General features: G+C 71.2%; 18 protein-coding genes. 12 read left to right on the forward strand and 6 right to left on the reverse strand.

Translation table 11 applies throughout. The features are described 5' to 3' along the window. Positions 1-47 precede the first annotated feature (47 nt). From GTY96_RS24980 to GTY96_RS24995, 4 genes are all read left to right on the forward strand, one after another. Positions 48-1,931, forward strand: coding sequence for a methylmalonyl-CoA mutase family protein (locus tag GTY96_RS24980; RefSeq protein WP_143905284.1), 1,884 nt, complete (start codon positions 48-50; stop codon positions 1,929-1,931). Beyond that, the gene (gene scpA, locus GTY96_RS24985) at positions 1,931-4,117 is read left to right on the forward strand and encodes a methylmalonyl-CoA mutase (protein WP_143905286.1); all 2,187 of its coding nucleotides are present in this window, start codon (positions 1,931-1,933) and stop codon (positions 4,115-4,117) included. The genes GTY96_RS24980 and scpA overlap by 1 nt, the downstream gene beginning before the upstream one ends. Further along, entirely contained in the window at positions 4,114-5,097 is a 984-nt protein-coding gene (gene meaB / locus GTY96_RS24990; RefSeq protein WP_143905288.1) for a methylmalonyl Co-A mutase-associated GTPase MeaB, read from the forward strand. The genes scpA and meaB overlap by 4 nt, the downstream gene beginning before the upstream one ends. A gap of 75 nt (positions 5,098-5,172) precedes the next feature. Then, positions 5,173-8,640, forward strand: coding sequence for a methylmalonyl-CoA mutase family protein (locus GTY96_RS24995; protein WP_161666012.1), 3,468 nt, complete (start codon positions 5,173-5,175; stop codon positions 8,638-8,640). 51 nt (positions 8,641-8,691) lie between these two features. Here GTY96_RS24995 and GTY96_RS25000 read toward each other — a convergent pair whose 3' ends face one another. Both GTY96_RS25000 and GTY96_RS25005 read right to left on the reverse strand, forming a co-directional pair. Beyond that, positions 8,692-10,266: a hypothetical protein gene (locus tag GTY96_RS25000; protein ID WP_161666013.1), complete on the reverse strand. Its 1,575-nt coding sequence runs from the start codon at positions 10,264-10,266 to the stop codon at positions 8,692-8,694. Between the two features lie 219 nt (positions 10,267-10,485). Next, complete coding sequence (locus GTY96_RS25005; protein WP_161666014.1) at positions 10,486-11,832, reverse strand: alpha/beta fold hydrolase; 1,347 nt, start codon at positions 11,830-11,832, stop codon at positions 10,486-10,488. A 194-nt stretch (positions 11,833-12,026) separates the two neighbouring features. Between GTY96_RS25005 and GTY96_RS25010 the strand changes: the two genes are divergently transcribed. Further along, positions 12,027-13,700 (forward strand): histidine kinase, encoded by a 1,674-nt coding sequence (locus GTY96_RS25010; RefSeq protein WP_143905297.1) that lies wholly within the window; start codon positions 12,027-12,029, stop codon positions 13,698-13,700. After that, positions 13,697-14,389 carry a LytR/AlgR family response regulator transcription factor gene (locus tag GTY96_RS25015; protein ID WP_143905299.1) on the forward strand — a complete coding sequence of 231 codons (693 nt, stop codon included), beginning with the start codon at positions 13,697-13,699 and terminating at the stop codon, positions 14,387-14,389. The genes GTY96_RS25010 and GTY96_RS25015 overlap by 4 nt, the downstream gene beginning before the upstream one ends. A gap of 45 nt (positions 14,390-14,434) precedes the next feature. Here the strand turns inward: GTY96_RS25015 and GTY96_RS25020 are convergent, their stop codons facing one another. Further along, entirely contained in the window at positions 14,435-15,175 is a 741-nt protein-coding gene (locus GTY96_RS25020; RefSeq protein WP_161666015.1) for an SDR family oxidoreductase, read from the reverse strand. 159 nt (positions 15,176-15,334) lie between these two features. On the opposite strand from GTY96_RS25020, the gene GTY96_RS25025 reads away from it, so the two are divergent. Then, positions 15,335-16,276, forward strand: a complete 942-nt coding sequence (locus GTY96_RS25025; RefSeq protein WP_161666016.1) for an AraC family transcriptional regulator — start codon at positions 15,335-15,337, stop codon at positions 16,274-16,276. A gap of 116 nt (positions 16,277-16,392) precedes the next feature. Beyond that, positions 16,393-17,148: a hypothetical protein gene (locus GTY96_RS25030; protein ID WP_143905305.1), complete on the forward strand. Its 756-nt coding sequence runs from the start codon at positions 16,393-16,395 to the stop codon at positions 17,146-17,148. A gap of 4 nt (positions 17,149-17,152) precedes the next feature. Here the strand turns inward: GTY96_RS25030 and GTY96_RS25035 are convergent, their stop codons facing one another. Then, positions 17,153-17,731, reverse strand: a complete 579-nt coding sequence (locus tag GTY96_RS25035) for a hypothetical protein (protein ID WP_143905307.1) — start codon at positions 17,729-17,731, stop codon at positions 17,153-17,155. Between the two features lie 51 nt (positions 17,732-17,782). Then, on the reverse strand, positions 17,783-18,316 hold the full coding sequence (locus GTY96_RS25040; RefSeq protein WP_143905309.1) for a hypothetical protein: 534 nt from the start codon (positions 18,314-18,316) through the stop codon (positions 17,783-17,785). Between the two features lie 254 nt (positions 18,317-18,570). On the opposite strand from GTY96_RS25040, the gene GTY96_RS25045 reads away from it, so the two are divergent. Together GTY96_RS25045 and GTY96_RS25050 are read left to right on the forward strand one after the other, a co-directional pair. After that, positions 18,571-21,324: a M16 family metallopeptidase gene (locus tag GTY96_RS25045; protein WP_143905311.1), complete on the forward strand. Its 2,754-nt coding sequence runs from the start codon at positions 18,571-18,573 to the stop codon at positions 21,322-21,324. Positions 21,325-21,397: 73 nt separating this feature from the next. Beyond that, positions 21,398-22,156 carry a DUF1338 domain-containing protein gene (locus GTY96_RS25050; protein ID WP_143905313.1) on the forward strand — a complete coding sequence of 253 codons (759 nt, stop codon included), beginning with the start codon at positions 21,398-21,400 and terminating at the stop codon, positions 22,154-22,156. A 74-nt stretch (positions 22,157-22,230) separates the two neighbouring features. Here GTY96_RS25050 and GTY96_RS38355 read toward each other — a convergent pair whose 3' ends face one another. After that, a complete protein-coding gene (locus tag GTY96_RS38355; protein WP_201756377.1) occupies positions 22,231-23,268 on the reverse strand; it encodes a hypothetical protein in 1,038 nt (345 codons plus the stop codon). Between the two features lie 143 nt (positions 23,269-23,411). On the opposite strand from GTY96_RS38355, the gene GTY96_RS25060 reads away from it, so the two are divergent. Both GTY96_RS25060 and GTY96_RS25065 read left to right on the forward strand, forming a co-directional pair. After that, positions 23,412-24,047, forward strand: a complete 636-nt coding sequence (locus tag GTY96_RS25060; RefSeq protein WP_161666017.1) for an RNA polymerase sigma factor — start codon at positions 23,412-23,414, stop codon at positions 24,045-24,047. Then, positions 24,044-24,640, forward strand: coding sequence for a hypothetical protein (locus GTY96_RS25065; protein ID WP_143905319.1), 597 nt, complete (start codon positions 24,044-24,046; stop codon positions 24,638-24,640). The genes GTY96_RS25060 and GTY96_RS25065 overlap by 4 nt, the downstream gene beginning before the upstream one ends. The last annotated feature ends 226 nt before the right edge of the window (positions 24,641-24,866 follow it).

The following is a 24,866-nucleotide window of genomic DNA, read 5'->3' on the forward strand; positions in this document are numbered from 1 at the left end:
CAGCCTTCCATTGCTCCCGGGCGGGCATTGCGCCTATGGGAGGAGCCATGGCTGACGTGCCTCGTCACATCGCAACGGAGTTCCCGCCGCCTTCCGTCGAGGACTGGCGCCGGCTCGTGGACAAGGACCTGAAGGGCAAGCCCTTCACCGTGCTCCAGTCGCCCCTGGAAGGCGGCCTGTCCCTCCAGCCCCTCTACACGCCCCAGGACGCCCCGGCGCCCTCCGAACCGCCCGGCGTCGCGCCCTACGTGCGCGGCACCCAGCCCCTGGGCCACACCGAGGGTGGTTGGACGGTGTGCCAGGAGTACGCCGGGCCCGACGTGGCCGGCACCGCCGAAGCGCTCCGCGACGACCTGGAGCGCGGCGCGCAGGGCGCCTGGCTGCTCCTGGACGCGCCCCACGGCATCGAGGTGAAGGACCCGGCCACGCTGGAGCGCCTGCTCGCGCACGTGCCGCTGGACCGCACGCCGGTGCACCTGGAGCCCACCCGGGACGTGCTCGCGCCCGCGTCGCTCCTGCTCCAGGTCGCCCGGAGCCGGGGCGTGTCCCCCGGAGCGCTGAAGGGCAGCCTGGGCATCGACCCCATCGCGGCCCTGGCGCGGCACGGCGCCGCGAAGGTGGACGTGGCCCGGACGCTGGCGGAGGCCGCGCCGCGGGTGAAGTCGCTGCTCGCGGACGCGCCGGGCCTGCGCGCGCTGCTGGTGTCGTCGCGCCCCTGGGCGGACGCGGGCGCCACCTCCGTGCATGAGCTGGCGTGGACGCTCGCCACCGGCGTGGAGGTCCTGCGCGAGCTGGAGCGCGCGGACGTGGCGCCGGGAGACGCGGCGCGCTCGATGCAGTTCGCCCTGTCCGTGGGCGGCCAGTTCTTCCCGGAGATCGCCCGGCTGCGCGCGGCGCGGCTGCTCTGGTCCAAGGTCGTCGCCGCTTGCGGTGGCGCGCCGGAGTCGCAGGCCATGGCGCTGCACGCGCGCACCGCCAGCGCCACCAAGACGCGGCGCGACCCGTGGGTGAACATCCTGCGCGCCACCGCGGAGTCCTTCGCCGCCGTGGTCGCGGGCGCGGACAGCGTGAGCACCGCCCCCTTCGACGAGCCCCTGGGCACGCCCGACGAGCAGGGCCGGCGCCTCGCGCGCAACACGCAGCTCATCCTGCGCGACGAGTCCAGCCTCAACCGCGTCGCGGATCCGGCGGGCGGCAGCTACTACCTGGAGCAGCTCACCGGCGACATCGCGCGCGCGGCCTGGGCGGAGCTGCAGCGCATCGAGGCGCTGGGCGGCATCTCCCGCGCCATCGCGCAGGGCGACGTGGCCCGCGTCCTCACCGAGACGCGCACCGCCCGCGACAAGGCCGTGCGCACCCGCAAGCTGCCCATCGTGGGCGTCAGCGAGTTCCCCCACCTGGGCGAAGCCACCGTGCAGCGCGAGGCCCACCCCGCGGCGCTCGCGCAAGAGGCGGGCGCTGTCACGCCGCCGCGCCCCGTCCGCGCGGCGGAGTCCTTCGAGTCCCTGCGCGACGCGAGCGACCGCTACCACGCCGCGCACGGCGCCCGGCCCCGCGCCTTCATGGCGAACCTGGGCACCGTGGCGGAGCACACCGCGCGCTCCACCTGGATCTCCAACGTGCTCGCGGTGGGCGGCATCGAAGCCGACGAGCACCGGGGCTTCGCGGACGCCACCGCCGCCGCGGAGCTGTTCGCGAAGGCGGGCACGTCGCTCGCCGTCCTCTCCGGTCCGGACTCGCTCTACCCGGAGCAGGTGCCCGCGCTCGTCGCGGCCCTGAAGGCGAAGGGCGCGCGCACGGTCGCCGTCGCGGGCCGCCCCGGTGAACACGAGGCCGCCTTCCGCGCGGCCGGCGTGGACCTCTTCCTCTACGCGGGAGCGGACCTGTTCCAGCTCCTGAAGACGCTGCACCAGCAGCTCGGAGTGGCCTGATGCGCCCCACCGTTCCGGACTTCTCCCGCGTCGCCTTCGACGCCCCTGAAACCCAGACGCCCGCGGCCGTGCGCGACACGCAGCGCGCGCACGCGAGCGAGGCCACGCGCGGCGCCGAGCGCTGGGACACGCCCGAGGGCATCCCGGTCAAGCCGCTCTACACGCACGAGGACCTGGAGGGCGTGGAGCACCTGGGCTCGCTGCCGGGCCTGCCGCCGTTCGTGCGCGGCCCCTACTCCACCATGTACGTGCAGCAGCCGTGGACGGTGCGCCAGTACGCGGGCTTCTCCACGGCGGAGGCGTCCAACGCCTTCTACCGCCGCAACCTCGCGGCCGGGCAGAAGGGCCTGTCCATCGCGTTCGACCTGGCCACCCACCGGGGCTACGACAGCGACCACCCGCGCGTCGCGGGCGACGTGGGCATGGCGGGCGTCGCCATCGACTCCATCAAGGACATGCGCATCCTGTTCGACCGCATCCCGCTCGACCAGATGAGCGTGTCCATGACGATGAACGGGGCCGTGCTCCCCGTGCTCGCGCTCTACGTGGTCGCGGCCGAGGAGCAGGGCGTGAAGCCCGAACAGCTCAGCGGGACCATCCAGAACGACATCCTCAAGGAGTTCATGGTCCGCAACACGTACATCTATCCGCCCGGTCCTTCGATGCGCATCATCGGGGACATCTTCAAGTTCACGGCGGAGCGGATGCCGCGCTTCAACAGCATCAGCATCAGCGGCTACCACATGCAGGAGGCCGGCGCGACGCAGGACCTGGAGCTGGGCTACACGCTCGCGGACGGCGTGGAGTACGTGCGCGCGGGCCTCGCCGCGGGCCTGGGCGTGGACGCGTTCGCCCCGCGCCTGTCGTTCTTCTGGGCCATCGGGATGAACTTCTTCATGGAGGTGGCCAAGATGCGCGCGGCCCGCCTCCTCTGGGCCCGCCTCATCAAGGGCTTCCAGCCCAAGAGCGACAAGAGCCTGGCGCTGCGCACCCACTGCCAGACGTCCGGCTGGAGCCTCACCGCGCAGGACGTCTACAACAACGTCGTGCGCACCTGCGTGGAGGCCATGGCCGCGACGCAGGGCCACACCCAGAGCCTGCACACCAACTCGCTGGACGAGGCCATCGCGCTGCCCACCGACTTCAGCGCGCGCATCGCCCGCAACACGCAGCTCTATCTCCAGTTGGAGAGCGGCACCACGCGCGTCATCGACCCGTGGGGCGGCAGCTACTACGTGGAGCGCCTCACCCACGAGCTGGCGCAGAAGGCCTGGGGCCACATCCAGGAGGTGGAGGCGCTGGGCGGCATGACCCAGGCCATTGAAGCGGGCCTGCCCAAGCTGCGCATTGAAGAGGCCGCCGCGCGCACCCAGGCGCGCATCGACTCCGGGCGCCAGGCCATCATCGGCGTGAACAAGTACCCGCCGGAGCGCGAGGACCGCATCGAGATCCTCAAGGTGGACAACTCCGCCGTGCGCGAGGCGCAGATCGCCCGCCTGCGCGAGCTGCGCGCGGAGCGCGACGCGGACGAGGTGCGCCGCCGCCTGGACGCGCTCACCGAAGCGGGCCGGCGCAACGAGGGCAACCTGCTGGCGCTGGCCATCGACGCGGCGCGGGCGAAGGCGACCGTGGGAGAGATCAGCGACGCGCTGGAGAAGGTCTTCGGGCGCTACGAGGCCACCGTGCGCGGCGTGACGGGAGTGTATTCGGCGGAGGCCGGCGGGGCGCGGGGCATCGCGGAGGCGCGGGCGAAGGCGGACGACTTCCTCGCGCGCTTCGGGCGCCGGCCGCGCATCCTCATCGCGAAGATGGGCCAGGACGGCCACGACCGCGGCCAGAAGGTCATCGCCACGGCGTTCGCGGACCTGGGCTTCGACGTGGACATCGGTCCGCTGTTCCAGACGCCGGAGGAGTCCGCACGACAGGGCGTGGAGAACGACGTGCACATCGTGGGCGCCAGCTCCCTCGCCGCGGGCCACCTCACGCTGGTGCCGCAGCTCAAGGCCGCGCTCAAGGCGCTGGGCCGCGAGGACATCATGGTCGTGGTGGGCGGCGTCATCCCGCCCCAGGACTACGACGCCCTGCGCGCCGCGGGCGCCGCCGCCATCTTCGGCCCGGGCACCGTCATCGCGAAGGCCGCCATCGAGCTGCTCGACAAGCTGGCCGCCGCGCAGGAGGAGGCGTGAAGCCGCTTCCCGCGGACACCTACGTCGAGGGCGTCCGCGCGGGAGACCGGGCGCTGCTCGCCCGCGCCATCACCCTGGTGGAGAGCGAGCACCCGCGCCACGCGGCGCTCGCGCAGGAGGTGCTGACGAAGCTGCTGCCCCACACCGGCAAGAGCCGCCGCGTGGGCATCAGCGGCGTGCCGGGCGTGGGCAAGAGCACCTTCATCGACGCGCTGGGCATGCACCTGGTGGGCGGCGGACAGAAGGTCGCGGTGCTCGCCATCGACCCGTCCAGCAGCGTGTCCGGCGGCAGCATCCTGGGTGACAAGACGCGCATGTACCGGCTGGCGCGAGAGCCGGCCGCGTACATCCGCCCCAGCCCCTCCAGCGGCACGCTGGGCGGCGTCGCGCGCAAGACGCGGGAGACGCTGCTGCTCTGCGAGGCCGCGGGCTTCGACGTGGTGCTGGTGGAGACGGTGGGCGTGGGCCAGTCCGAGACCGTGGTCGCGGACATGGTGGACTTCTACCTGGTGCTGATGCTCGCGGGCGCCGGCGACGAGCTGCAGGGCATCAAGCGCGGCATCCTGGAAGTCGCGGACATGGTGGCCATCAACAAGGCGGACGGCGACAACCTGCCCCGCGCCACCCGGGCCCGCGCGGAGTACCGCGCCGCGCTGCACCTGATGCGCCCTGGCGCGGAGCCGGTGGTCACCACGTGCAGCGCCATGGAGGGCACGGGCATCGACACGCTGTGGACCTCCGTGGAGTCCGTCATCGCCCAGCGCGCGGCGTCCGGTGAGCTCCAGCAGCGCCGGACGCAGCAGCAGGTGGGCTGGATGTGGGCCATGGTGCACGACGGCCTGCGAGCGGCCCTGCGAGCGCACCCCGAGGTGGCCGCCCTCGTGCCCGTGCTGGAGCGGGACGTACGCGAAGGGCGCGCGACGCCGACGTCGGCCGCACTGGCTGTGCTGGGCGCGTTCCTGCCGCGAACACAGCCCTGACAAGGCGCGTCGTCCAAAGGGCAACGCCTGTCTCAATCGCTTGCCGGGCCCGCACCGCACTCCTAGTGTACGCCCGTGCGACACCCCCATCCGAACACCGCTCCCCAGCCGTACCGGCCCCGCCACCACGTCCGCATCGTCACGGCCGCCAGCCTCTTCGACGGACACGACGCGGCCATCAACGTGATGCGCCGCCTGATGCAGGCCTCCGGCGCGGAGATCATCCACCTGGGCCACAACCGCTCCGTGGCGGAGATCGTGGACTGCGCCATCCAGGAGGACGCCCAGGGCATCGCCCTCACGTCCTACCAGGGCGGCCACGTCGAGTACTTGAAGTACATGATCGACCTGCTGCGCGAGCGCGGCGCGAACATCAAGGTGTTCGCCGGCGGCGGCGGCACCATCCTCCCCACGGAGATCGAGGAGCTGCACCAGTACGGCGTCGCGCGCATCTATTCCCCGGACGACGGCCGCTCCATGGGCCTCCAGGGGATGATCGACGACCTCATCTCGCAATGTGACTTCGAGATCCGCCCCGCGGAGTTCAAGGGCCTGCTGAAGCAGCCGCTGCCCCGCGAGCCCGAGCGCATCGCGTCGCTCATCACCATCGCGGAGAACTTCGCGGACGCGGGGGAAGCGCTGCGCACCGCGCTCAAGGACGCCAGCGTGGACGCCCCCCGGGTGCCCGTGCTGGGTATCACCGGTACGGGCGGCGCGGGCAAGTCCAGCCTGGTGGACGAGCTGGTGCGCCGCTTCCTGGCGGACTTCCCGGACAAGACGCTCGCGGTCCTCTCCGTGGATCCGTCCAAGCGCAAGTCCGGCGGCGCGCTCCTGGGCGACCGCATCCGCATGAACGCCATCGACAACCCGCGCGTCTACATGCGCTCGATGGCCACCCGTCAGAGCAACCTGGCCCTGTCCCGGCACGTCGCCCACTCCATCGAGGTCTGCAAGGCGGCGGGCTTCGACCTCATCGTGGTGGAGACCTCCGGCATCGGCCAGTCGGACACGGAGATCACCGAGCACTCGGACGTGGCGCTCTACGTGATGACCGCCGAGTACGGCGCGGCGACGCAGCTCGAGAAGATCGACATGCTCGACTTCGCGGACGTCATCGCCATCAACAAGTTCGACAAGCGCGGGTCGCTGGACGCGCTGCGCGACGTGCGCAAGCAGTGGAAGCGCAACCACAACGCCTTCACGCTGCCCGAGGACGCGGTGCCCGTGTACGGCACCATCGCGTCGCAGTTCAACGACCCGGGCATGAACACGCTCTACCGGGCGCTCATCGACGCGCTGGTGAAGAAGACGGGCGCGACGCTCGAGAGCAAGTTCTCCCTCACGCCCGGCATGAGCGAGAAGAAGTGGATCATCCCCCCGGACCGCACGCGCTACCTGGCGGAGATCGTCGAAGCGTGTGAGTCCTACGACGGCTTCGTGCGCGCCCAGGCCGCCATCGCCCGGCGCATGTACCAGCTGCACGGCACCATCCAGGCCCTGCGCCAGAACGTGGGGAAGAAGAAGCTGGAGATCGTCGAGCCGAAGGACGCCGCCGACGTGGTGCAGGTGACGGAGCGCGTGGAGGGCGAGCCCGCGTACCTGGGCGACCTGGTGGCGCTGTACCAGGACCTGGAGAGCCGCCTGCACGCGGACTGCCGGCGCCTGCTGGCCGAGTGGCCCGCGACGAAGAAGCGCTACGCCGCGTCCAAGTACCAGTTCCAGGTGCGCGACAAGGTCATCGAGCTGGACCTCATCTCGGAGACGCTCTCCCACCTGCGCGTGCCGAAGATCTCCCTGCCGAAGTATGAGGACTGGGGGGACATCCTGACGTGGCTGCTGCGGGAGAACGCGCCGGGCGCCTTCCCGTTCACCGCGGGCGTCTTCCCGCTCAAGCGCGAGGGCGAGGACCCCGCGCGCATGTTCGCGGGCGAGGGCGGCCCGGAGCGCACCAACAAGCGCTTCCACTATGTGTCGCGCGGCCTGCCGGCGAAGCGCCTGTCCACGGCGTTCGACTCGGTGACGCTGTACGGCGAGGACCCGGACCACCGGCCGGACATCTACGGCAAGGTGGGCAACTCGGGGGTGTCCATCGCGAACGTGGACGACGCGAAGAAGCTCTACTCCGGCTTCGACCTGGCGGACCCGTCCACCTCCGTGTCCATGACCATCAACGGCCCGGCGCCCATGCTGCTGGGCTTCTTCCTCAACGCCGCGGTGGACCAGCAGTGCGAGAAGTGGATCCGCGCGAACGGGAAGGTGGAGGAGGTCGAGCAGAAGATTGAAGCCCTCTACCGGGAGCGCGGCCTGCCGCGTCCGCGCTACCAGGGGGAGCTGCCGCAGGGCAACGACGGGCTGGGGCTGCTGCTGCTGGGCGTGTCCGGCGACGAGGTGCTGCCGGCGGACGTCTACGCGAAGATCCGCGCGTCCACGCTCCAGGCGGTGCGCGGCACGGTGCAGGCGGACATCCTCAAGGAGGACCAGGCGCAGAACACCTGCATCTTCTCCACGGAGTTCGCCCTGCGGGTGATGGGCGACATCCAGCAGTACTTCATCGACCAGAAGGTGCGGAACTTCTACTCGGTGTCGATTTCCGGGTACCACATCGCGGAGGCCGGGGCGAACCCCATCTCCCAGCTGGCCTTCACGCTGGCCAACGGCTTCACCTTCGTCGAGTACTACCTGTCGCGCGGGATGCACATCGACGACTTCGCGCCGAACCTGTCGTTCTTCTTCTCCAACGGCATGGACCCCGAGTACGCGGTGCTGGGGCGCGTGGCCCGCCGCATCTGGGCCAAGGCCATCCGGGACAAGTACGGCGGCAACGACCGGTCGCAGAAGCTGAAGTACCACATCCAGACGTCGGGCCGGTCCCTGCACGCGCAGGAGATCGCCTTCAACGACATCCGGACCACGCTGCAGGCGCTGCTGGCGCTCAACGACAACTGCAATTCGTTGCACACGAACGCCTACGACGAGGCCATCACCACGCCCACGGAGGAGAGCGTGCGGCGCGCGCTGGCCATCCAGCTGGTCATCAACAAGGAGTTCGGCCTGTCGAAGAACGAGAACCCGAACCAGGGCTCGTTCATCATCGAGGAGCTGACGGACCTGGTGGAGGCGGCGGTGCTGACGGAGTTCCGCGCCATCTCCGAGCGCGGCGGCGTGCTGGGCGCGATGGAGCGGATGTACCAGCGCTCCAAGATCCAGGAGGAGTCGCTCTACTACGAGATGCAGAAGCACGACGGGACGCTGCCCATCGTGGGCGTGAACACCTTCCTGGACCCGAAGGGCTCGCCCACGGTGACGCCGCCGGAGGTGATTCGCGCGACGAAGGAGGAGAAGGACTACGCCATCACCGCGCGCGACGCCTTCTGGAAGCGCAACGCGAAGACGGCGCCCGCCGCGCTGGAGGCGGTGCGCCGCGCGGCGCTGGACAACGGCAACGTGTTCGGCGCGCTGATGGACGCGTGCAAGGTGTGCACGCTGGGCCAGCTGTCCCGCGCGCTGTACGAGGTGGGCGGGCAGTACCGCCGCAACATGTGATGCCAGCGCCACGGTCCCGGGCAGGTGTCCCGGGACCGCGGCGGAGGTGCATCAGGGGGCCAGCACGTCGAACCAGCAGGCGGAGGCCCCTAGCGCGACGGTGGAGGACGTCCACAGGTCGATGCCGTAGGTGCCTGAGGTCGGCGCCGTGAAGGTCCGCACCCAGCGTGGGCCCACGCGCGCGAGGTCCCCCGGGTACCGTCCGCCCTGCGCGTCCATGAAGGCCGCGTTCAGCTGAATCTGCGACGGGTGCTCCTTCCATTCACACGCGAACTGGTAGCGCTGCCCGGCGGTGGCGTCGAAGGAGAGGACATCATGGTCCGAGGTATCTCCGATGAAAACAGACACCGCCTGTGACGGGCCCGTCAGCGGTGTCGCCGTGGCCAGCGTGTCCCCGTGGTCGTCCGGGCCCAGGTCCTCGAACCGGAGGGTGTAGTGGCCTACCACCCAGCGCGCGGGCACGACCGGATCCAGGTCCACGTGCACGAAGTGCGTGGCCTGGGACGCCTTGAAGGCCGTCGTGCTCATGTCACCGCCCTGGAGATAGCTGAAGTCACTCCCCGGCGCGGCGTTCCGGAGCCGGCAGCGCTTGTCCCCGTCGATGGTGCACGACACCCGGTAGAAGTGACCGGCCACGACGCCCAGGGAGAAGATGTCCTTGTCCGTGGGGACCTCCATCCTCGCGTCCACGGACGTCGTGCCGGGCGGAAGCACCGTGGCGGTCTCCACGGAGTCCCCGTGGTCCTCCGCGCCCAGGTCCTTCAACACGACCGTGTAGGGCTGAGGGGGGGAATCGAGCGGGTTGCTCCGGATGGAGGCGTACATCACGCCACCGGGTGACTTGAAGGCCGTGGCGCCCTGGGTCTCCCTGAAGCCGAGGCCGTCCACGGAGGCATGGAGCTCCTGAAGGGAGTCGATGAAAGCCAGCTCCCAGGACTGCGAGGGAAAGACACCGTCGAGGAGATAGACATGCCCCTGGACGGTCTCGACCGAGAACAAGTCCCGTTCGCCAGCGTGTTCTCCGGTCCCCGTCAGGGGCTGCTCCGAGGGCGTCCAGGACTGCGCGGTGGTGAGCAGGTCGCCGTAGTCGTCCAGGCCCATGTCCACGAACCGGAAGCGGAAGGGCAGCTGGGTCGGCACGGTGACTTGAGAGACCGCCACGGTATGGACCTCGCCCGCCGTGAGCCCCGACCAATGCCAAGACCGCGCAAAGGGGTCGATGCCAGAGAAGCGCTGATCGACGTGGTCCATGTCTTTTCCCTGGGCGTCCCGCAGGTCCAGGACGTAGCCCTCCATGCCGGCCTCGACGATGAAGTCGTAATGGTGCCCGGCCTGGGCGACGAAGGCGAACCGGAGCGGGGCCTCCGGACCTCCTCTGGGAACCGAGTGGACCTCCGTCGCGGACGGCGTCAGCAGGGTGTGGCCCTCCGGAATGACGGGCGGCGGTTCTTCCGTCGACCCGGCGTCGGTCCCTGCGTCCGGCTCGGAGCCGGTGCCGGCGTCGGTCCCCGCGTCGACGGTCATGCCCGCGTCAGGCGTCGGGTCGTCCTTGGAATCACAAGCGCTCAGCGCGAACAGACAGGCGCCGAGCACGAAGGCGGACAGCGGGCGTTTCAACATCGACATGGAATGGGCTTCCCCTCGAAGGACTCCCGCCCTGTTCGACAGGCGGGAGGTCCCTCCACGCTCTTCGACTTATCGCTCAGGAAGAAACGGCCCCTGCATCCAACCACGCGAGAAACGCATCGCCGCATCATTGTTGCAGCATGACGGGTACCGGGAGCCAGAGCGCGACCGCGAGGTCTCAGCCTGTCTCCCGACCGTGTCCGGAGCGAACAGTCGACCTCAGCGCTTCGCCTCGATCCGCAGGCGCTCGTCGCGAAGCGTCTCGCCCTTCATGAAGGCCTTCATCCGCTCGAGGATGCGGGGGTCCGACTGGAAGAGGCCGTCATGTCCCGCCCCCTCGAGCACTAGGTGCACGGCCTGGGAGAGTCCCGGGCGCAGTGACTCCGCGTTGTCCGGGCTCGTGCGTCCATCCAAGGTGCCGCTGATGAGGAGCACCGGCACCGCGGCCTTCAGCGGCCCGCGGAAGGACTCGCCGAGGTCGCTCACACCGGCCACATCCCCCGCCCGCAGGGGTTCTGGGTTGACGCTGCCGCCGAGCAGCGCCCTCGACGCCTCCCTCTTGATGAGGGCGTAACGCGCCGGGCTCACGCCAGAAGCCGCATCCATGGCGAGCGGCATCGGTCGCAGCACCCCATCACGCAGCATGCCGGCGAAGGGCACCATCGGCGTGTAGTCTCCGGCCTCCAGCGCCGGGAGCAGGGCGAGGAAGCGCCGGAAGATGGCGGGGTCTCTCAGGGACTCGAAGGTGGCGCACTGAAGGTCGAAGGGGCTGACCTTCCAGGTGTGGCGCTCCCCGTTTTCCGGATCCGTGAACTCAACGACGCGAGGCTCGCGACGCAGCGACTTCAACAGCTTCGCCAGCCGCGCTTTCAGGCCCGGTCCGCGCTCACCCTCGGCGCGCAGCACGGCCGCCCAGCGGTCGAGCAGCGCCTCCGCGTGCGCGGGCCGCTTCCAGGTGTCGTCCGGTCCCTCGACGCCCGCGAGGATGATGCGGTCCACCTGCTGTGGGTGGCGCCGCAGGTAGGCGAGGCCCAGGTGGGTGCCGTAGCTGATACCCCAGAGGTTGAGCTTCGGGGCGCCCAGCGCCTTGCGCAGCACCTCCAGGTCTTCGGCGCTCTCCATCGTGGTGTACGCGCCCAGGTCCACGCCCGCCGCCGTCCAGGTCCGGCTCGCCTCGGCGGCGGCCTTCTTCACCGTGGCGCTGAGCAACGCCTCGTCCATGGGCTGCTCGAGCGGGACAGCCCAGCGCTGCACCAGCTCGGGATGAGCATTCGACTCGCCGGTGCCGCGCTGGTCCAGCGCGATGACATCGGCCACCTCGCGCAGGGCGAGGAACAGCTCGAAGCGGCCATGGCGCGCGGTATCGATGCCGGAGCCGCCCGGGCCCCCGGACAGGTACACGATGGGTGCCGCGGGCGACGGGTTCGTACTCTTGAAACGCACGAAGCGCAGGGTCAGGCCCGGGCCCTCGGGCCGAGCGTGACGCAGGGGCACGGTGAGGGTGCCCTGCTCGGCGTGAACGGCGCGGCCGTCGCGGGCCTGGAAGGTGTGAGGCTGCAGTTCCAAACCCTGAGCCTGGGCAAGAGACAGCGGAAGACCGAGGGCAAGCAGGAGCACGACGCGCATGGAGTTCCTTCGAGAAGGGATTCAACGAGGAGGATGCGGTGGCCAGCACGGCGCGTGGGGTTCCGGTCGCCCAACGTCTCGCGGCGTCGCCGGAGTGCGCGTGGGGCGGCGCCGGGCTGCGTATGCTGAGGCCCATGATGTCCTCCGCCCTCTTCGCGGGATGCTTCGCGCTCTCGCTCGCCGCCTCGGCCGCGCTGCCCTCGGCGCGGCAGGGACAGGTGCAGGTGAACACGGAGGATCTCCCCCCGGAGGTCGCGCTCTCCGGAGACGCACGGGGCTGGCGCACGGTGGCGGCCAACCAGGTGAACGAAGGGACGGGCCCTTATTGGCTGCGCACCCAGGTGGACGTGCCTCCGCGTGAAGCCGGAGCCCCGACGCCTGCCCTCGCCTTGTCGGTGCTCGGGTCATGGGAGGTCTGGTGGGACGGCAGGCCCCTGGGCCGCAACGGACGGGTGGGGCGGACGCCCTCGGAGGAGGTACCAGGACGCGTCGATGCCCTGCTCCCGCTCCCGCCCGAGTCCAGCGCGACCGGCCCTCACGTGTTGACGATGCGCATCTCCGCGCACCGGCTCGGCTTCCAGCCCACGGGCACCCTCCACCACCTGCAGGCGGGCGAGGCCGCGTCCCTCGCTCGGGTGCGGATGCTCGGCCTGGCGCCAGCCCTTTCCGCGCTGGGCGCACTGGTGCTGATGGGGCTCTACCACCTCGCGCGCGTGCGGCCCGCTCACGGCGGGCTCGCCACGCTCCTGCTCGGCGTGCTGTGCCTCGCCGCCGCGGCGCTCGTCCTGCTGGAGGCGTGGCGCGGGCTCGCCAACTATCCCTATCCACAACACGCGGTGCGGCTGCGACTGCAGGCGGCGGCCATGCTGGCGGTGGCGGCGCTGCTGCCAGCGACCGTGCACGCGGCCTTCGGCGAGCCACGCCGCTGGCTGCGGTGGGTGGGACTCGGACTGGGGCTGCTCTCGCTCGCCTTCGTTCCGGGCTTCGATGGCAAGAACAGCATCGCGCTCGGGGCGTCGCTCGTCGTCTCCACGGCGCTCGCCGTGCGCGCGTGGCGTCGAGGGGAACCGGGGGGGGCCCTGGGCGCACTGGCGGGGCTCGGCTTCGCCGGGACGCTCTTCGCCGAGCGCGGCTTCTTCCTCGCCCTCGGAGGGCTCTTGCTCTGTCTCACGGCGATCCACGCCCGGCGGCAGCGCCGTCAGCAGGAGCGGTTTGAGAGTGCGACGCGCGCCGCGGAGCGCCTGCAACTGGAGCTGCTCAAGCGCAGCCTGCAGCCGCACTTCCTGATGAACACACTGGGCGCGCTGAGTGAGTGGGTGGAGACGGAGCCCGCGCAGGCCGTGCGCTTCATCGAGGCCCTGGGCGCGGCGTACCGGCACCTGCTCGCCGTCTCCGGTGAGCGCACCATTCCGCTCGCTCGCGAGTTGGAGCTGTGCCGCGCCCACCTGGAGGTCATGGGCTGCCGACAGGGCACGGCCTTCCACCTGGAGACCGAGGGCGTGGACCTGGAGGCCCCCGTCCCCCCTGCCCTGCTGCACACGCTGCTGGAGAACGCCTTCAGCCACAACCGCTACGTCTCGCCCCACACCTTCCGGCTCGAAGGCAGCCTGATCGCCGAGGGCGCGCGGCCACGTCGGCGCTATGTCTTCCTCGCGCCGGTGGGCACGGGCCCGCGCCAGGGTGGCGGTGAAGGCACCGGCGCGCGCTACCTGCGTGCGCGCCTGGAGGAGGCCTTCCCCGGTGCGTGGCGGCTCGAGGATGGACCGACGGCCGCGGGGTGGATGACGCGGGTGGAGGTGCCGGCGTGAGGCTGCTCATCGTGGAAGACGAGCCGCTGGCGGCGCGCCGTCTCGCCCGGCTGTGCGAGCAACAACTGGGACCGGACACCCCGCGCCCGCGCGTCTGCGCGAGTCTGGACGAGGCTCGCGAGCTGCTGGCGGAGCACACCGTGGACGTGCTGCTGCTGGACCTGAACCTCTCGGGCGAGGACGGCTTCGCGCTGCTCGCTGAGGCGGCCGCGGGCGCATTCCAGACGGTGGTGGTCTCCGCGAACACCGACCAGGCGCTGCGCGCCTTCGAGCTGGGGGTGCTGGACTTCGTCCCCAAGCCCTACACGCCGGAGCGGCTCGCCCTCGCGCTCACCCGCGTGGGAAGCCGCTCGGCCATTGCCTTGCGCTCCCTCGCGGTGAGGAAGGGCGGAGGCGTGGTCCTCGTGCCCCTGGACTCCGTCGCGTACATCCAGGGCGCTGGCGACTACGCCGAGCTGGTCCTGCGCGGAGGTGGCACCGAGCTGAGCGAGAAGAGCCTGGAGCGGCTCGAGCAGTTGCTGCCCACCGACTTCCTCCGCATCCATCGCTCGTATCTCGTCCGCGTGACGGATATCCGCGAGCTCGTCGCCTCGGAGGGCTCGCGCACCGGGGTGGAGCTGAGGGACGGCACCCGGCTGCCGGTGGGCCGCAGCCGGCTGGGAGCGCTGCGCAAGCGACTGGAGGCGTAGGCCACGGTCATTCCGTGTCGGGCGCGCTGTTGAAAGGCGTGGCGCTCAGTACGGACTGGAGGTGGGGCGGATGATGATTTCACTCACATCCACGTCCGCGGGTTGGCTGATGGCGTACGCGATGGACCGCGCGATGGCCTCCGCCGGAATCGCCCCCTTCCTGAAGTCACGCATCACCTCGCGCGCCTCCGAGTCGCTGATGCTCTCCGCCAGCTCCGACACGGTGACCCCCGGTGAAATCACCGTGACCCGGATGTCCGCGCCCACCTCCTGGCGCAGTCCTTCGGAGAGGGCCAGCACCGCGAACTTCGTGGCGCAGTAGACGGCCGCCGTCGGGCTCACCGCGTGCCCGCCAATGGACGACAGGTTGATGAACTGCCCCGAATTCTGGCGCTTCATCACCGGCAGCCCCGCCGCGATGCCATGCAGCACGCCCCGGATGTTCACGTCGATCATCCGGTTCCACTCGTCCACCTTCAGCTGGTCCAGCCGTGACAGCGGCATCACGCCCGCGTTGTTGATGAGCACGTCCAGCCGCCCGTACTGCTTCAGCGTGAAGTCCACGAAGGCCTCCATGTCCTCGCGCTTCGTCACGTCCAGCGCGCGGAAGCACGCCTCCGCGCCCTTCGCCTTCAGCTCCCCGGCCAGCGCCTCCAGCCGGTCGGTCCGGCGCGCGCCCAGCACCACCTTCGCGCCCTGCTGGGCGAGCAGGCGGGCCGTCGCCTCGCCAATGCCGCTGCTCGCTCCGGTGATGGCCACCACCTTGCCCTGGATATTCGTCGTCATGGGTCGGTCCTCTCTCTGGAAGGGCCTGGTGCGAAGACCGCGCCGGGCATGGACCCACCCTCTCAAGCCGCGCCACGGAGGCGGTATCCGGATGCTCGCGGACCCTTGCCCATTCCTCCACGAGCACCCCAGGCCCGCTGGGATTAAGACAGGGAGCGCATGCCGACCGCCCACCCAGACTCCGGCCCGGGGCCTCACCTGTCGTCGCTGGTGGCGCTGATGGAGCGCCACGTCCCCACGGACGGGCTCCACACCACCGCCATTCCCCGCGTCGTGCTCATCCGCGCGTCGACGCCGACCCTGCCGCTGCACACGTTGCACGAACCCGCGCTGTGCATCGTGGCGCAGGGCCGCAAGCAGGTGCTCCTGGGTGAAGAGCTGTATGTCTATGGACCGGACCAGTGCCTGGTCGCGTCCGTGGACCTGCCCGTCACGGGACAGGTGGTGGAGGCCACCCCCTCCGCGCCCTACCTCTGCTTCCGGCTGGACCTGGAGCCCGGGCAGTTGGGCAGCCTGATGATGGAGGCGGAGCTGGACGCGCCCGGCGCCGAGGACGGGGTCCGCGGGCTGGCCCTGGGTCCGGTGGGCGCGCCCCTGCTGGACGCGACGGTGCGGCTCCTGCGGCTGCTGGACACGCCGCGCGACATCCCCGTGCTGGCGCCGCTCGTCATCCGCGAGATCCTCTACCGCCTGCTGTCCGGGGAGAACTCCGAACGGCTGAGGCGCATCGCCGTCGCCGACAGCCGCCGGGACTCCGTCACCCGGGCCATCCACTGGCTCAAGGAGCACTACGCCGCGCCCCTGCGCATCGAGCGGCTGGCGCGCGCCGTCCACATGAGCCCGTCCGCGCTCCACCATCACTTCAAGTCCGTCACGGCGATGAGCCCGCTGCAGTACCAGAAGCAGCTGAGGCTCCAGGAGGCCCGCCGGCTGATGCTGGCGCAGGCCATGGACGCGGCGATGGCCGGCCACTCCGTCGGCTATGAGAGCCCCTCCCAGTTCAGCCGCGAGTACCGCCGGATGTTCGGAGCCCCACCCTCGCGCGACATCGCGCGGCTGCGGGGAGAAGCGTTGGGCACCGCGCCCATGCTCCTGCGCTAGGTCCACGGCCCCCCGGGGCCATGGCGCGCGCCTCGCGCCATCTCCAGCTTGTCGCCTCCTTCCGCGCCCTGGAATCCGCCATCGCGCTGGAAGGCATGCCCCACGGGGAGGCCACGATGTCTTCTGCTGAAGACGTGAACTGGGGACTGCGACACACCGCGGAGCTGCTCACCGCCGAGGAGTTGGAGCGACTGGCCCGAGAGGACCCGCCCCGCCACCCCGCCCTGCCCGCTCCCGGCAGCGTCGTGGGGTTCCTGCGGACACACCTGGTCCGCATCGCCGGCGGCCCGGACAGACCTCCCTCCCGCCGCGGCATCCAGGAAACGGTGAGCAGCGCGCTCCAGACACTGAAGGGCCCCTCGCCCCAGCTCTTCCTCGTCCAGCTGCGGGAGCGGCTCGCCTTCGAGCAGACCCGCGCGCGGCTCCACGCGTGCCTCCTCGAGAAGACCCGTGCCGAGGGCGGCTACCCCGGAGGCCCCACCCCGGCGCGGCTCGTGGAGCTTCACCTCCAGGAGATGGAGCACCTGAACCTCGTCCGCGAGTGCATCCACCGGCTCGGTGGGAGCGCCCCCGCGCTGACGACCTCCGAGGATGACACGGGCCCGCGGCTCCAAGGGCTGCTCCAGGTCGCGGAGCAACCGGGCGCCACGCTGCAGGACGCGCTGCGCGCCGTCCTGGTGTCGGAGATCATCAACCACACAGGCTGGGCACTGCTCGTGGAGCTGACGCAGGAGCTGGGACCCGCCGACATGGTGGACGCCTTCCGCGAAGTCCTCCGGGCGGAGACGCTGCACCTGGGAGAGGTGACGGAGTGGGTCGCGAACCTGCCGGACGAGGCCCGCGCCCAGGAGGCGCTGGCGTCCAACGGCTGAGCGCTCAGCGCCGGGCGGGCCGCCTCCGCGCGACCCGCTCGCGGACCGCGTCGATGAAGGGCGCCTTGTCCGCGCTCCCCTTCACGCCCTCGAAGTCCATCTCCAGGTTCTCGGCGATGGCCCGCAGGTACTCCAGACAGGGCTCGTCGTCGGGAGCCTTGCCTTCGACGAACAGTGGGTGGCAGGTGGGGCAGTAGTTGACCACCCAGACGCGCTCGTCCGGCGGAATCTCCAGGGAGACGGCGCTGCCGTCGCCCATGTCCTCGTCGAAGGACTCGATGCGCCAGATGCCGGTGGCGTCGTCATCGTCCATCAGCAGTTGCCGGTAGTTGAGGCTGGGGACGAACTCCCACTCTCCCCAATCATAGCCAAAGGGCCGCGTCTCCGTGCGCCGGGCGCGCCCCCGAGCGTCCTCGAAGGCATCCGCGTCCTCCGGAGCCTCGCCGCTGGCGAAGAAGAACAGGTCCAGGATGGCCTGGTCTTCGCCAATGCCTTCCTGCTCGCACTCCTCGCCGTCCTTCTCACCACACGCGTACGAGCCGGGAGGACCGCAGACACTGCATCGATAGTCGTGGACGCCCATGGCCAGATGCTAGCAGCCCTCGCATCCCTGTCTCGCCGTGTCACTCCCGTGTCACTCCGAGGTCGACACCGGCCACACCTCGAAGGTGCACGTCAGCTCGCCGCCGTCCGCGTAACGGTAGTGGAAGCGGCCCTCCGCGGACGACTCCGTCACCTCTTCCAGGAGCACCGAGCCCTCCACCGGCACCCCGGGCGAGGAGAGATAGCCGGCCGCCCCGCCGATGTTCCCCACCCACCGCAGCACCAGCGACGACTCCTCGGGCACGAGCTGCCCCTGCCGGGAGGAGAGCTTCACGGTCCGGTCCTCCCGTACCCGAGCCCCCTCCACCAGATGGATGTCCACGCCAAAGCCCTCCAGGGCCGGCGTGTCCTCCGGCGTGTAGTGCAGCGCGATGAACGTGTCCGGCGGCCCGCCCTGATCGAACCCAAGGTGCACCACCGAAGAGCGCTCCTCGATGGGCCATTTCACGCGCCGTCCCAGGTGGGTGCCCGTGCATTCCCCCCAGGCCGTGGGGATGTAGTCGCAGGAGGAGACACAGAGAGCGAAGGCCAGCAGCAGCAGGGTGCGCGGCGTCGGGCGGGACATGCTCCCCATCCTAGCCGGAGGCGCGGACCTCGCGAGGGCCGCCCTCCTCCGAGCCCTGGGGGAGAGGTGACGACGGACGAGCCGCGGTGCTATGTACCCGGGCGCTGTCTGTCGTTGCGGGTCCCGCCTGCCCCGTCAGACGTTGTCTCCCCTCCGTCGCGGCCTTCTTCATCCATTCATTCATTTCCCGCCCGGGGGGAGGCGTGGGGCACGGGCCCCGCGTGGGCTGCCTCCGGGTTCGTACCTGGAGTCGTATGTCTTTCCTGTTGGGTTCCATCCGCTGGCCACGTCTGGCCCTCGGTGCCGTGACCGCGCTGTCCCTCACCCTGGGTGGGTGCACCACCCTGCCGGCGCGCGGGCAGGTCGTCATGCGCGACGTGTCCTTCCCCCTGCGCGACTTCCGGATGCCCTCCGGACTGCGGGTGGTGGTGGAGCGCGACGCGCGCTCCCCGGTGGTGGCGGTCGTCGCGGTGGTGGGCGCGGGCGGCTCCAGCGACCCCAGCGGCAAGGAGGGGCTGGCGCACCTGGTGGAGCACCTGGCCTTCCGCGCGCGTCCCGCCAACGGCGCGTCGGTGATGACGCGGCTGGAGGCCTCCGGCGCGGGGCACTTCAACGCCTCCACCAGCCTGGACTTCACGGCCTACGAGACGCTGGCCCCCCGCGAGGCGCTGGCCACGCTGGTGAAGCTGGAGGGTGAGCGGCTGTCCTCGCCCATCGCCAACATCTCCCCGGAGGTGTTCGCGGTGGAGCGCGAGGTGGTGCGCAACGAGCTGCGCCAGCGCAACGAGACGGGCTACGTGGGACAGGTGTTCAGCTGGGTGCACGCGGCGTCCTTCCCCGCCGGGGACCCGTACTCCCGGCCCGTGGTGGGCTCGCACGAGTCGCTGACCGCGCTCACGCTGGGGGATGCGCAGCGCTTCGCGCGCGCGCACTACCGCCCGGAGAACGTCACCCTGGTCATCTCCGGGGACGTGGACCTGGAGGCGGTGGCGAACGTGCTCCAGCAGAACCTGCCGCCCGCGTGGGCGGGCACCGGCGCCCCGCTCGCCCCGGACCGGCGCATGGCCGCGCAGCCCTCGGAGCCCCCCGCCGCCCCGGCGACGAAGACGCTGCCGGTGTTCACCGCGGCGGTGCCGTCGCCGGAGCTGTACCTGTCGTGGGTGCTGCCGCGCGCCTTCGACGAAGCGAGCGCCGTGCACGACTTCGTGGAGGCGAGCCTGGATGACAACCTCTGGGCGTCGATGCGCAACGACGGTGACATCGCGGGCATCTCCACGGGTCTGGTGCCCGGCACGCGCGCGTCGCTGCTCATCGTGCGGGTGCAGCTGTCGCGCGGGGACCACCCGGAGCGCACGGCGGAGAAGGTGTTGGACCAGGTGCACAAGGCCTGGAGCCAGGACATCGAAGCCGGCGGCGTGCTGGGCCAGGAGTTCAGCTTCCAGGCCCTGCGCAGGCAGGTGGTGACGGGCATGGTGCTGGAGTCCGAGCGGCTCCTGGCGCGCACGAAGAGCCGCGCGCTGCTCACCCACTTCACCACGGACGTGCGCTCGTACACGCGCTCGCAGATGGCGCTGGTGGGCCTGGGCGGCAGCAAGGTGACGGACTTCGCCTACCAGTGGCTCCAGCGCAACCGGGCGCACGCCATCCTCGTGCGGCCCGGGGAGAGCGGCATCCCGGGGATGAGCGTCAACGTGGCGACGGTCGCCCTGGGGGGGCCTGGGGTGGAGGGCGGTCAGCGCATCACCCCGTCGATGCTCACGGCCACCACCGGCCCGCTGCAGGTGCTGAAGCTGGACAACGGCTTGGAGGTGCTGCTCGCGCCCCGCCCGGGACTCCCGGTGGTGCGGATGGCCGCGGCGATGGCCGGTGGGACGGCGCATGGGGCGAAGCCGGGCGTGGGAGAGCTGGCGAGGAAGGGGGCCTTCCGTGAGTCGTTCTTCGAGGGCAACCCGAGCGACTGGGGTCTGCACAGGCGCTCCAGCACCTCGCTGGACCACGTGCGCGTGGACCTGGCGGGCACGGCGGGCAACGTGGGCAACATGCTGGCGATGCTCTCCGAGGACCTGGCCACCACCCGCACGTCGGAGGCCCAGGTGCGCTTCCTGCGCGAGCAGGTCCTGCCCTGGTACGCGGCGGTGGACACGCGCCCGGAGGTGGTGGCGCAGCGCGAGCTGATGCACGCGCTCTATGGCACCCACCCCTACGCCAGCGATGCCACGAGCGCCCAGCTGGCGCAGGTGTCGTGGTCCGAGGCGCAGGCGTGGCTGGAGGACGTCTACCGCCCCGGCAACACGGTGGTGGTGGTGGCGGGTGAGTTCGACGTGAAGGAGGTCGAGGCCCTGGCGCGCAAGTACCTGGGCGGCTGGAGCCGGGGCAAGCCGCAGCCCGTGGCGGTGCCTCCCGCGCCGGCCCTGCCCCCCGCGTCGCCGCGCGTGAGCACGCTCTTCACCGCGCGCCCGGGGGCCACCCAGGGCCAGGTGCGGATGGCCTGCCGGCTGCCCACGGCCACGCCGGAGCTGGAGGCGCGCTACGCGCTGATGGCGGAGCTGCTGGAGGTGAAGGCCTACCAGCAGACGCGCTCCGGGACGGGGGCCTCCTACGGCTTCGGGGCCACGCCCTGGATTGGCCGGGGTGGAGCGGCGCATCTGGAGATGGATGGCAACCTGGACGCGCAGCGGCTCCAGGAGGGCGTGGGGGCGCTGCGCGCGACGCTGGCGGCGCTCGCGAAGCAGGTCCCCGCGGAGAACCTGGAGCAGGCCCGGGGGCGCATCCTCGCGCAGCAGGCCGTGTCGTTCATTGGCACGGATGCGTGGGTGGGGGCGCTGCTGCAGGCGCGCGTTCGGGGCTTCCCGGTGGAAGCGGTGGCCCAGCGCCCCGCGCACCTCCAGGCGGTGACGGCGGAGGCGCTGCAGCAGGAGTTCGCGGGGTGCCTCCAGCGCCTCGTGGTGAGCGTCACCGGCGACGAGGCCCCCAGCCGCGCCGCGCTCCAGGCGGTGTCGGTGCCGTAGCCGAAAGCCGCTCCCGGCCGGGCCGAGGTGGATGTCCCTGCCGGCCGGGGGCGAGCGACGTACACTGGCGCGCATGACGACCTCCGCTTCCGACGCCTCGCGGCTCCTGGACCTGCTGTGGGAGCGCTACGCCTCCGAAGTCCCCTTCGCGCGCACCTTCGTGACCTTGTCGGGGGGACACTTCCGCAATGACCACGTCGCGTTCCGCACGCTGGCGCGGCCCGGGGGAGGCATCGCGCTGTTCTCGCGCGTGTTCGAGCGGTTCGGATGGCGTCCGGCCGGTTCCTACACGTTCCCGGACGCGCACCTGTCCGCCATCTACCTGGCCCACCCGGACGGGCTGCCGCGCGTCTTCCTCTCCGAATTGAAGTCGGAGGAGCTGTCGCCGCGCGCCCGCGAGCTGCTCGCCGCGCTTCCGGCGGATCCGCCGCCGCCAGATGACGTGGAGGCGCTCGCGGCCTGGTTCGCGGCGCCCATGCCTCCGGACGAGTCCACGCTGCTGGAGCTGGAGCGTGAGACGCAGTACGGCGCGTGGCTGCTGGCGTTCGGCCGCAAGGTGAATCACTTCACCGGCGCGGTGGACGACGTGGAGGCGTGGCAGCGGCGGATGCGTGAAGCGGGCGTGCCCATGAAGACAGACATTGAAGGCGCGCCCGGCACGTCCCTTCGACAGACGGCCACGCACGCGGCCCCCCTTCCCCTGGTGCTCCGGGGGGGTGGCACGCGCACGTGGCCGTATGCGTACTTCGAGATCGCCCAGCGCTCGGGAGGATTCGACGGGTTCCTGGGGCCGCAGGCCCGTGCGCTGTTCGACATGACGAAGCGGAGCTGAGGCTCGCGGCCCGGGGGAGGGGTTCTCGGGGGAGGGGTCATGCCCCCGGACCGCGACGCCTCGTGAAGCTGAAGCTAGTGACGGCCGCCGCCACGCTCGCAGCGGTTGGGCAGGCTCACCGCCGCGCCGTCGAGCGTGCCATCGCCGCACTCCGGACCGAAGGTGAGCACGTGGCTCTCCCCGTCCGCGGTGGCGCGCGTGAGCGAGCCCCCCGTGGGCCAGGGGCACACGTCGCGCGGAGGCCGGACGATGCCCGCCAGCGTGACGGTGCCCTGCGAACCGTCGAGCGCCGTCTCCGTATAGGAGCCGTCGATGGTGCGCACTGGCGGCGTGTCCGTGGAGAACGCGACGGACAGCGAGCCCTCCAACCGCACTGACTTCACCACCGCGCCGGAGGCATCCGTGCGCGTGCGCGTCACGTCCGCCTGCGTGCTCTTGTTGCGGGGCGGGGCCCCGTCCACCAGCTCGGAGGTGGACGACGTGGTGCCCTTCACGGTGGAGACTTCGCCGTCGGAGTTGGTGCTGGAGACCTCGAAGATGACGGTCTGGTTCTGCGTCACCGCGCCCGTGCAGTCCTCGGACGCTTCGTATGCATTCACGATGTCCACGGTGCCGCTGGAGGGACCGCCCGGGCCCTTTCCACCCGGCCCCCCGGCGGCTCCGCCGTCGAAGGACTGGCCCCGCACCTGCGAACCCGCTCCGTCCTGCGGAGGCGCGCCGCCGCCCGGGGGAGGCTGGCCGCCGCCACCGGGGCCTCCAGGACCACCGGGGCCGCCCCGTCCGCCGCCAGGGCGCGTGGGGGCCGCGCAGTCGGTCCACTCCAGGTGCACGGTGGCAGGCAGGCTCTTGCCACACACCTCCACGGTGGTGATGTCGGGGCTCGCGTCACAGTGAAAGCCTTCCACGGCCTGGGGGCGCATCTTGTCCAGGCCGTGCAGGAGGCTGGACACTTCCACCGCGTCGCTCGAATCCGAGGTGGCTTCCACGGCCTGGGACACATCCGACGTGGCGTCCGTGCTCGCGGTCTGCGAGCTGCCGCAGCCGACCGTCATGGTGCCCACCACCAGCGCGACTGCCCCCAGCCATTGACTGCCCCAGTTCCAGTGCCTCATGTGTGCGTGCTCCCTTTTCATCCGGTGCCCGGCCGCTGTCCGTCTGCCTCCGTGAGACGAAATGAATTTCCGCCGTGTTCCCGGCGGCGAATTTCCCGGCGCTTTTTGAGCGCGCACCTGGGACGGCTAGAGTGCCGCCGACCGTGACCGACGAGCTGCGCGCACTCATCCTCGAAGCCCAGGACGGCAGCGTGCGTGCCTTCGAGCTGCTCGTGGCGTCGCACCTGCCCCGGGTGCGCCGCTTCGCGCGGGCCTTCGCCGCGTCGGACGCGGACGTGGATGACCTGGCGCAGGAGGCGCTGGTGAAGGTCTACAAGAGCCTGCGCTCGTTCCGCTTCCAGTCCGCGTTCCAGACGTGGCTCTATACGGTGGTGCGCAACGCGTTCTACGACGCCACGCGCAGCCGCGCCGGTCGTGAGCGCTCCCGGGAAGAGCCGCTGGAGCAGGAGCACGCGAAGGCACCGTCGGGCGCCGAGTCCGCGGATGAAGGCCTGATGCGCGCCCAGGAGCGGGACCGCCTGTGGCGGGCCCTGCGGGCGCTGCCGGCGGAGTTCCGCACGGCGGTGGTGCTCTTCGACGTGGAAGGCCACAGCTATGAAGAGGTGGCGGACATCGAAGGCGTGCCCGTGGGCACGGTGAAGTCGCGCCTGTCGCGCGGCCGGGCGCATTTGAAGGCCCTGCTGGCGGGGGGCCAGGGCCCTGAATCGTCGGACGATGAAGCGCCGGCGGGAACATCTGGCCAGGACATTTCGTCGCATGTCGCAAGGAGCAGGAAATGAGTGAGCCCGAGGAGAGCGAGGACCGCGCCCTGCGCGAGCGTCTGGCGGCGCTGCGCGACGACGCGCCCGGGCCCGACTTCCAGGCCCTGCTCCACCGGCGGTTGGTGGAGGCCGGTCCGCCCACACCGGCGCCAGGGTGGGATGCGGTGCGGGCCTTCTGGCGGCGCCGGGCCCCCGTGCTCTGGCCGGCGGTGGGGATCGCGGCGGGCGTGGCCACCTTCCTGGTGCTGGGCGCGGTGCGAGGCCCGGCCGTCACCGGGCCGGACGTCCCGGCGGTGGCCGAGTTGGAGCGGCCCGGGACGCAGGTGCCGGTGAGCAAGGTCGCGGTCATCAAGCTGGACTTCACGGCGGACGTGGCCGTGGAGCAGGCGGACTTCCAGGTGAGCCTGCCGGAGGGGCTGTCCTTCTGGGCGGATGGGGAGGAGCTGCCGCTGCGCTCCTTCCAGTGGACACAGGCGCTGAACGCGGGCAGCAACGTGATTCCCGTCGCGGTGCGCGGACAGCGGCCGGGGCGGTATCTGGTGACGGCCCTGGCGCGCGCGGGCGACCAGCGCATCGAGCACGACGTGGTGCTGGAGGTCACGGGCGGATGAGGACCTGGCTCTCGACACCGGCGCTCGCCGCCTTCCTGTGGCTGGGAGGTGGCATCGCGCACGCGCAACAAGCGCCAGCACCCGCGCCGACAGAGGCAGTGAGGCCGCCTGATGCCACGCGGCCTTCTGAAGCCACGCGGCCTTCTGAAGCCGCGAGGCCGCCCGATGCCACGCGTCCTTCTGGTGCCGCGAGGCAATCTGAAGCCACGCGGCCTTCTGACGCCAC

The organism is Corallococcus silvisoli (assembly GCF_009909145.1).
GTDB lineage: Bacteria > Myxococcota > Myxococcia > Myxococcales > Myxococcaceae > Corallococcus > Corallococcus silvisoli.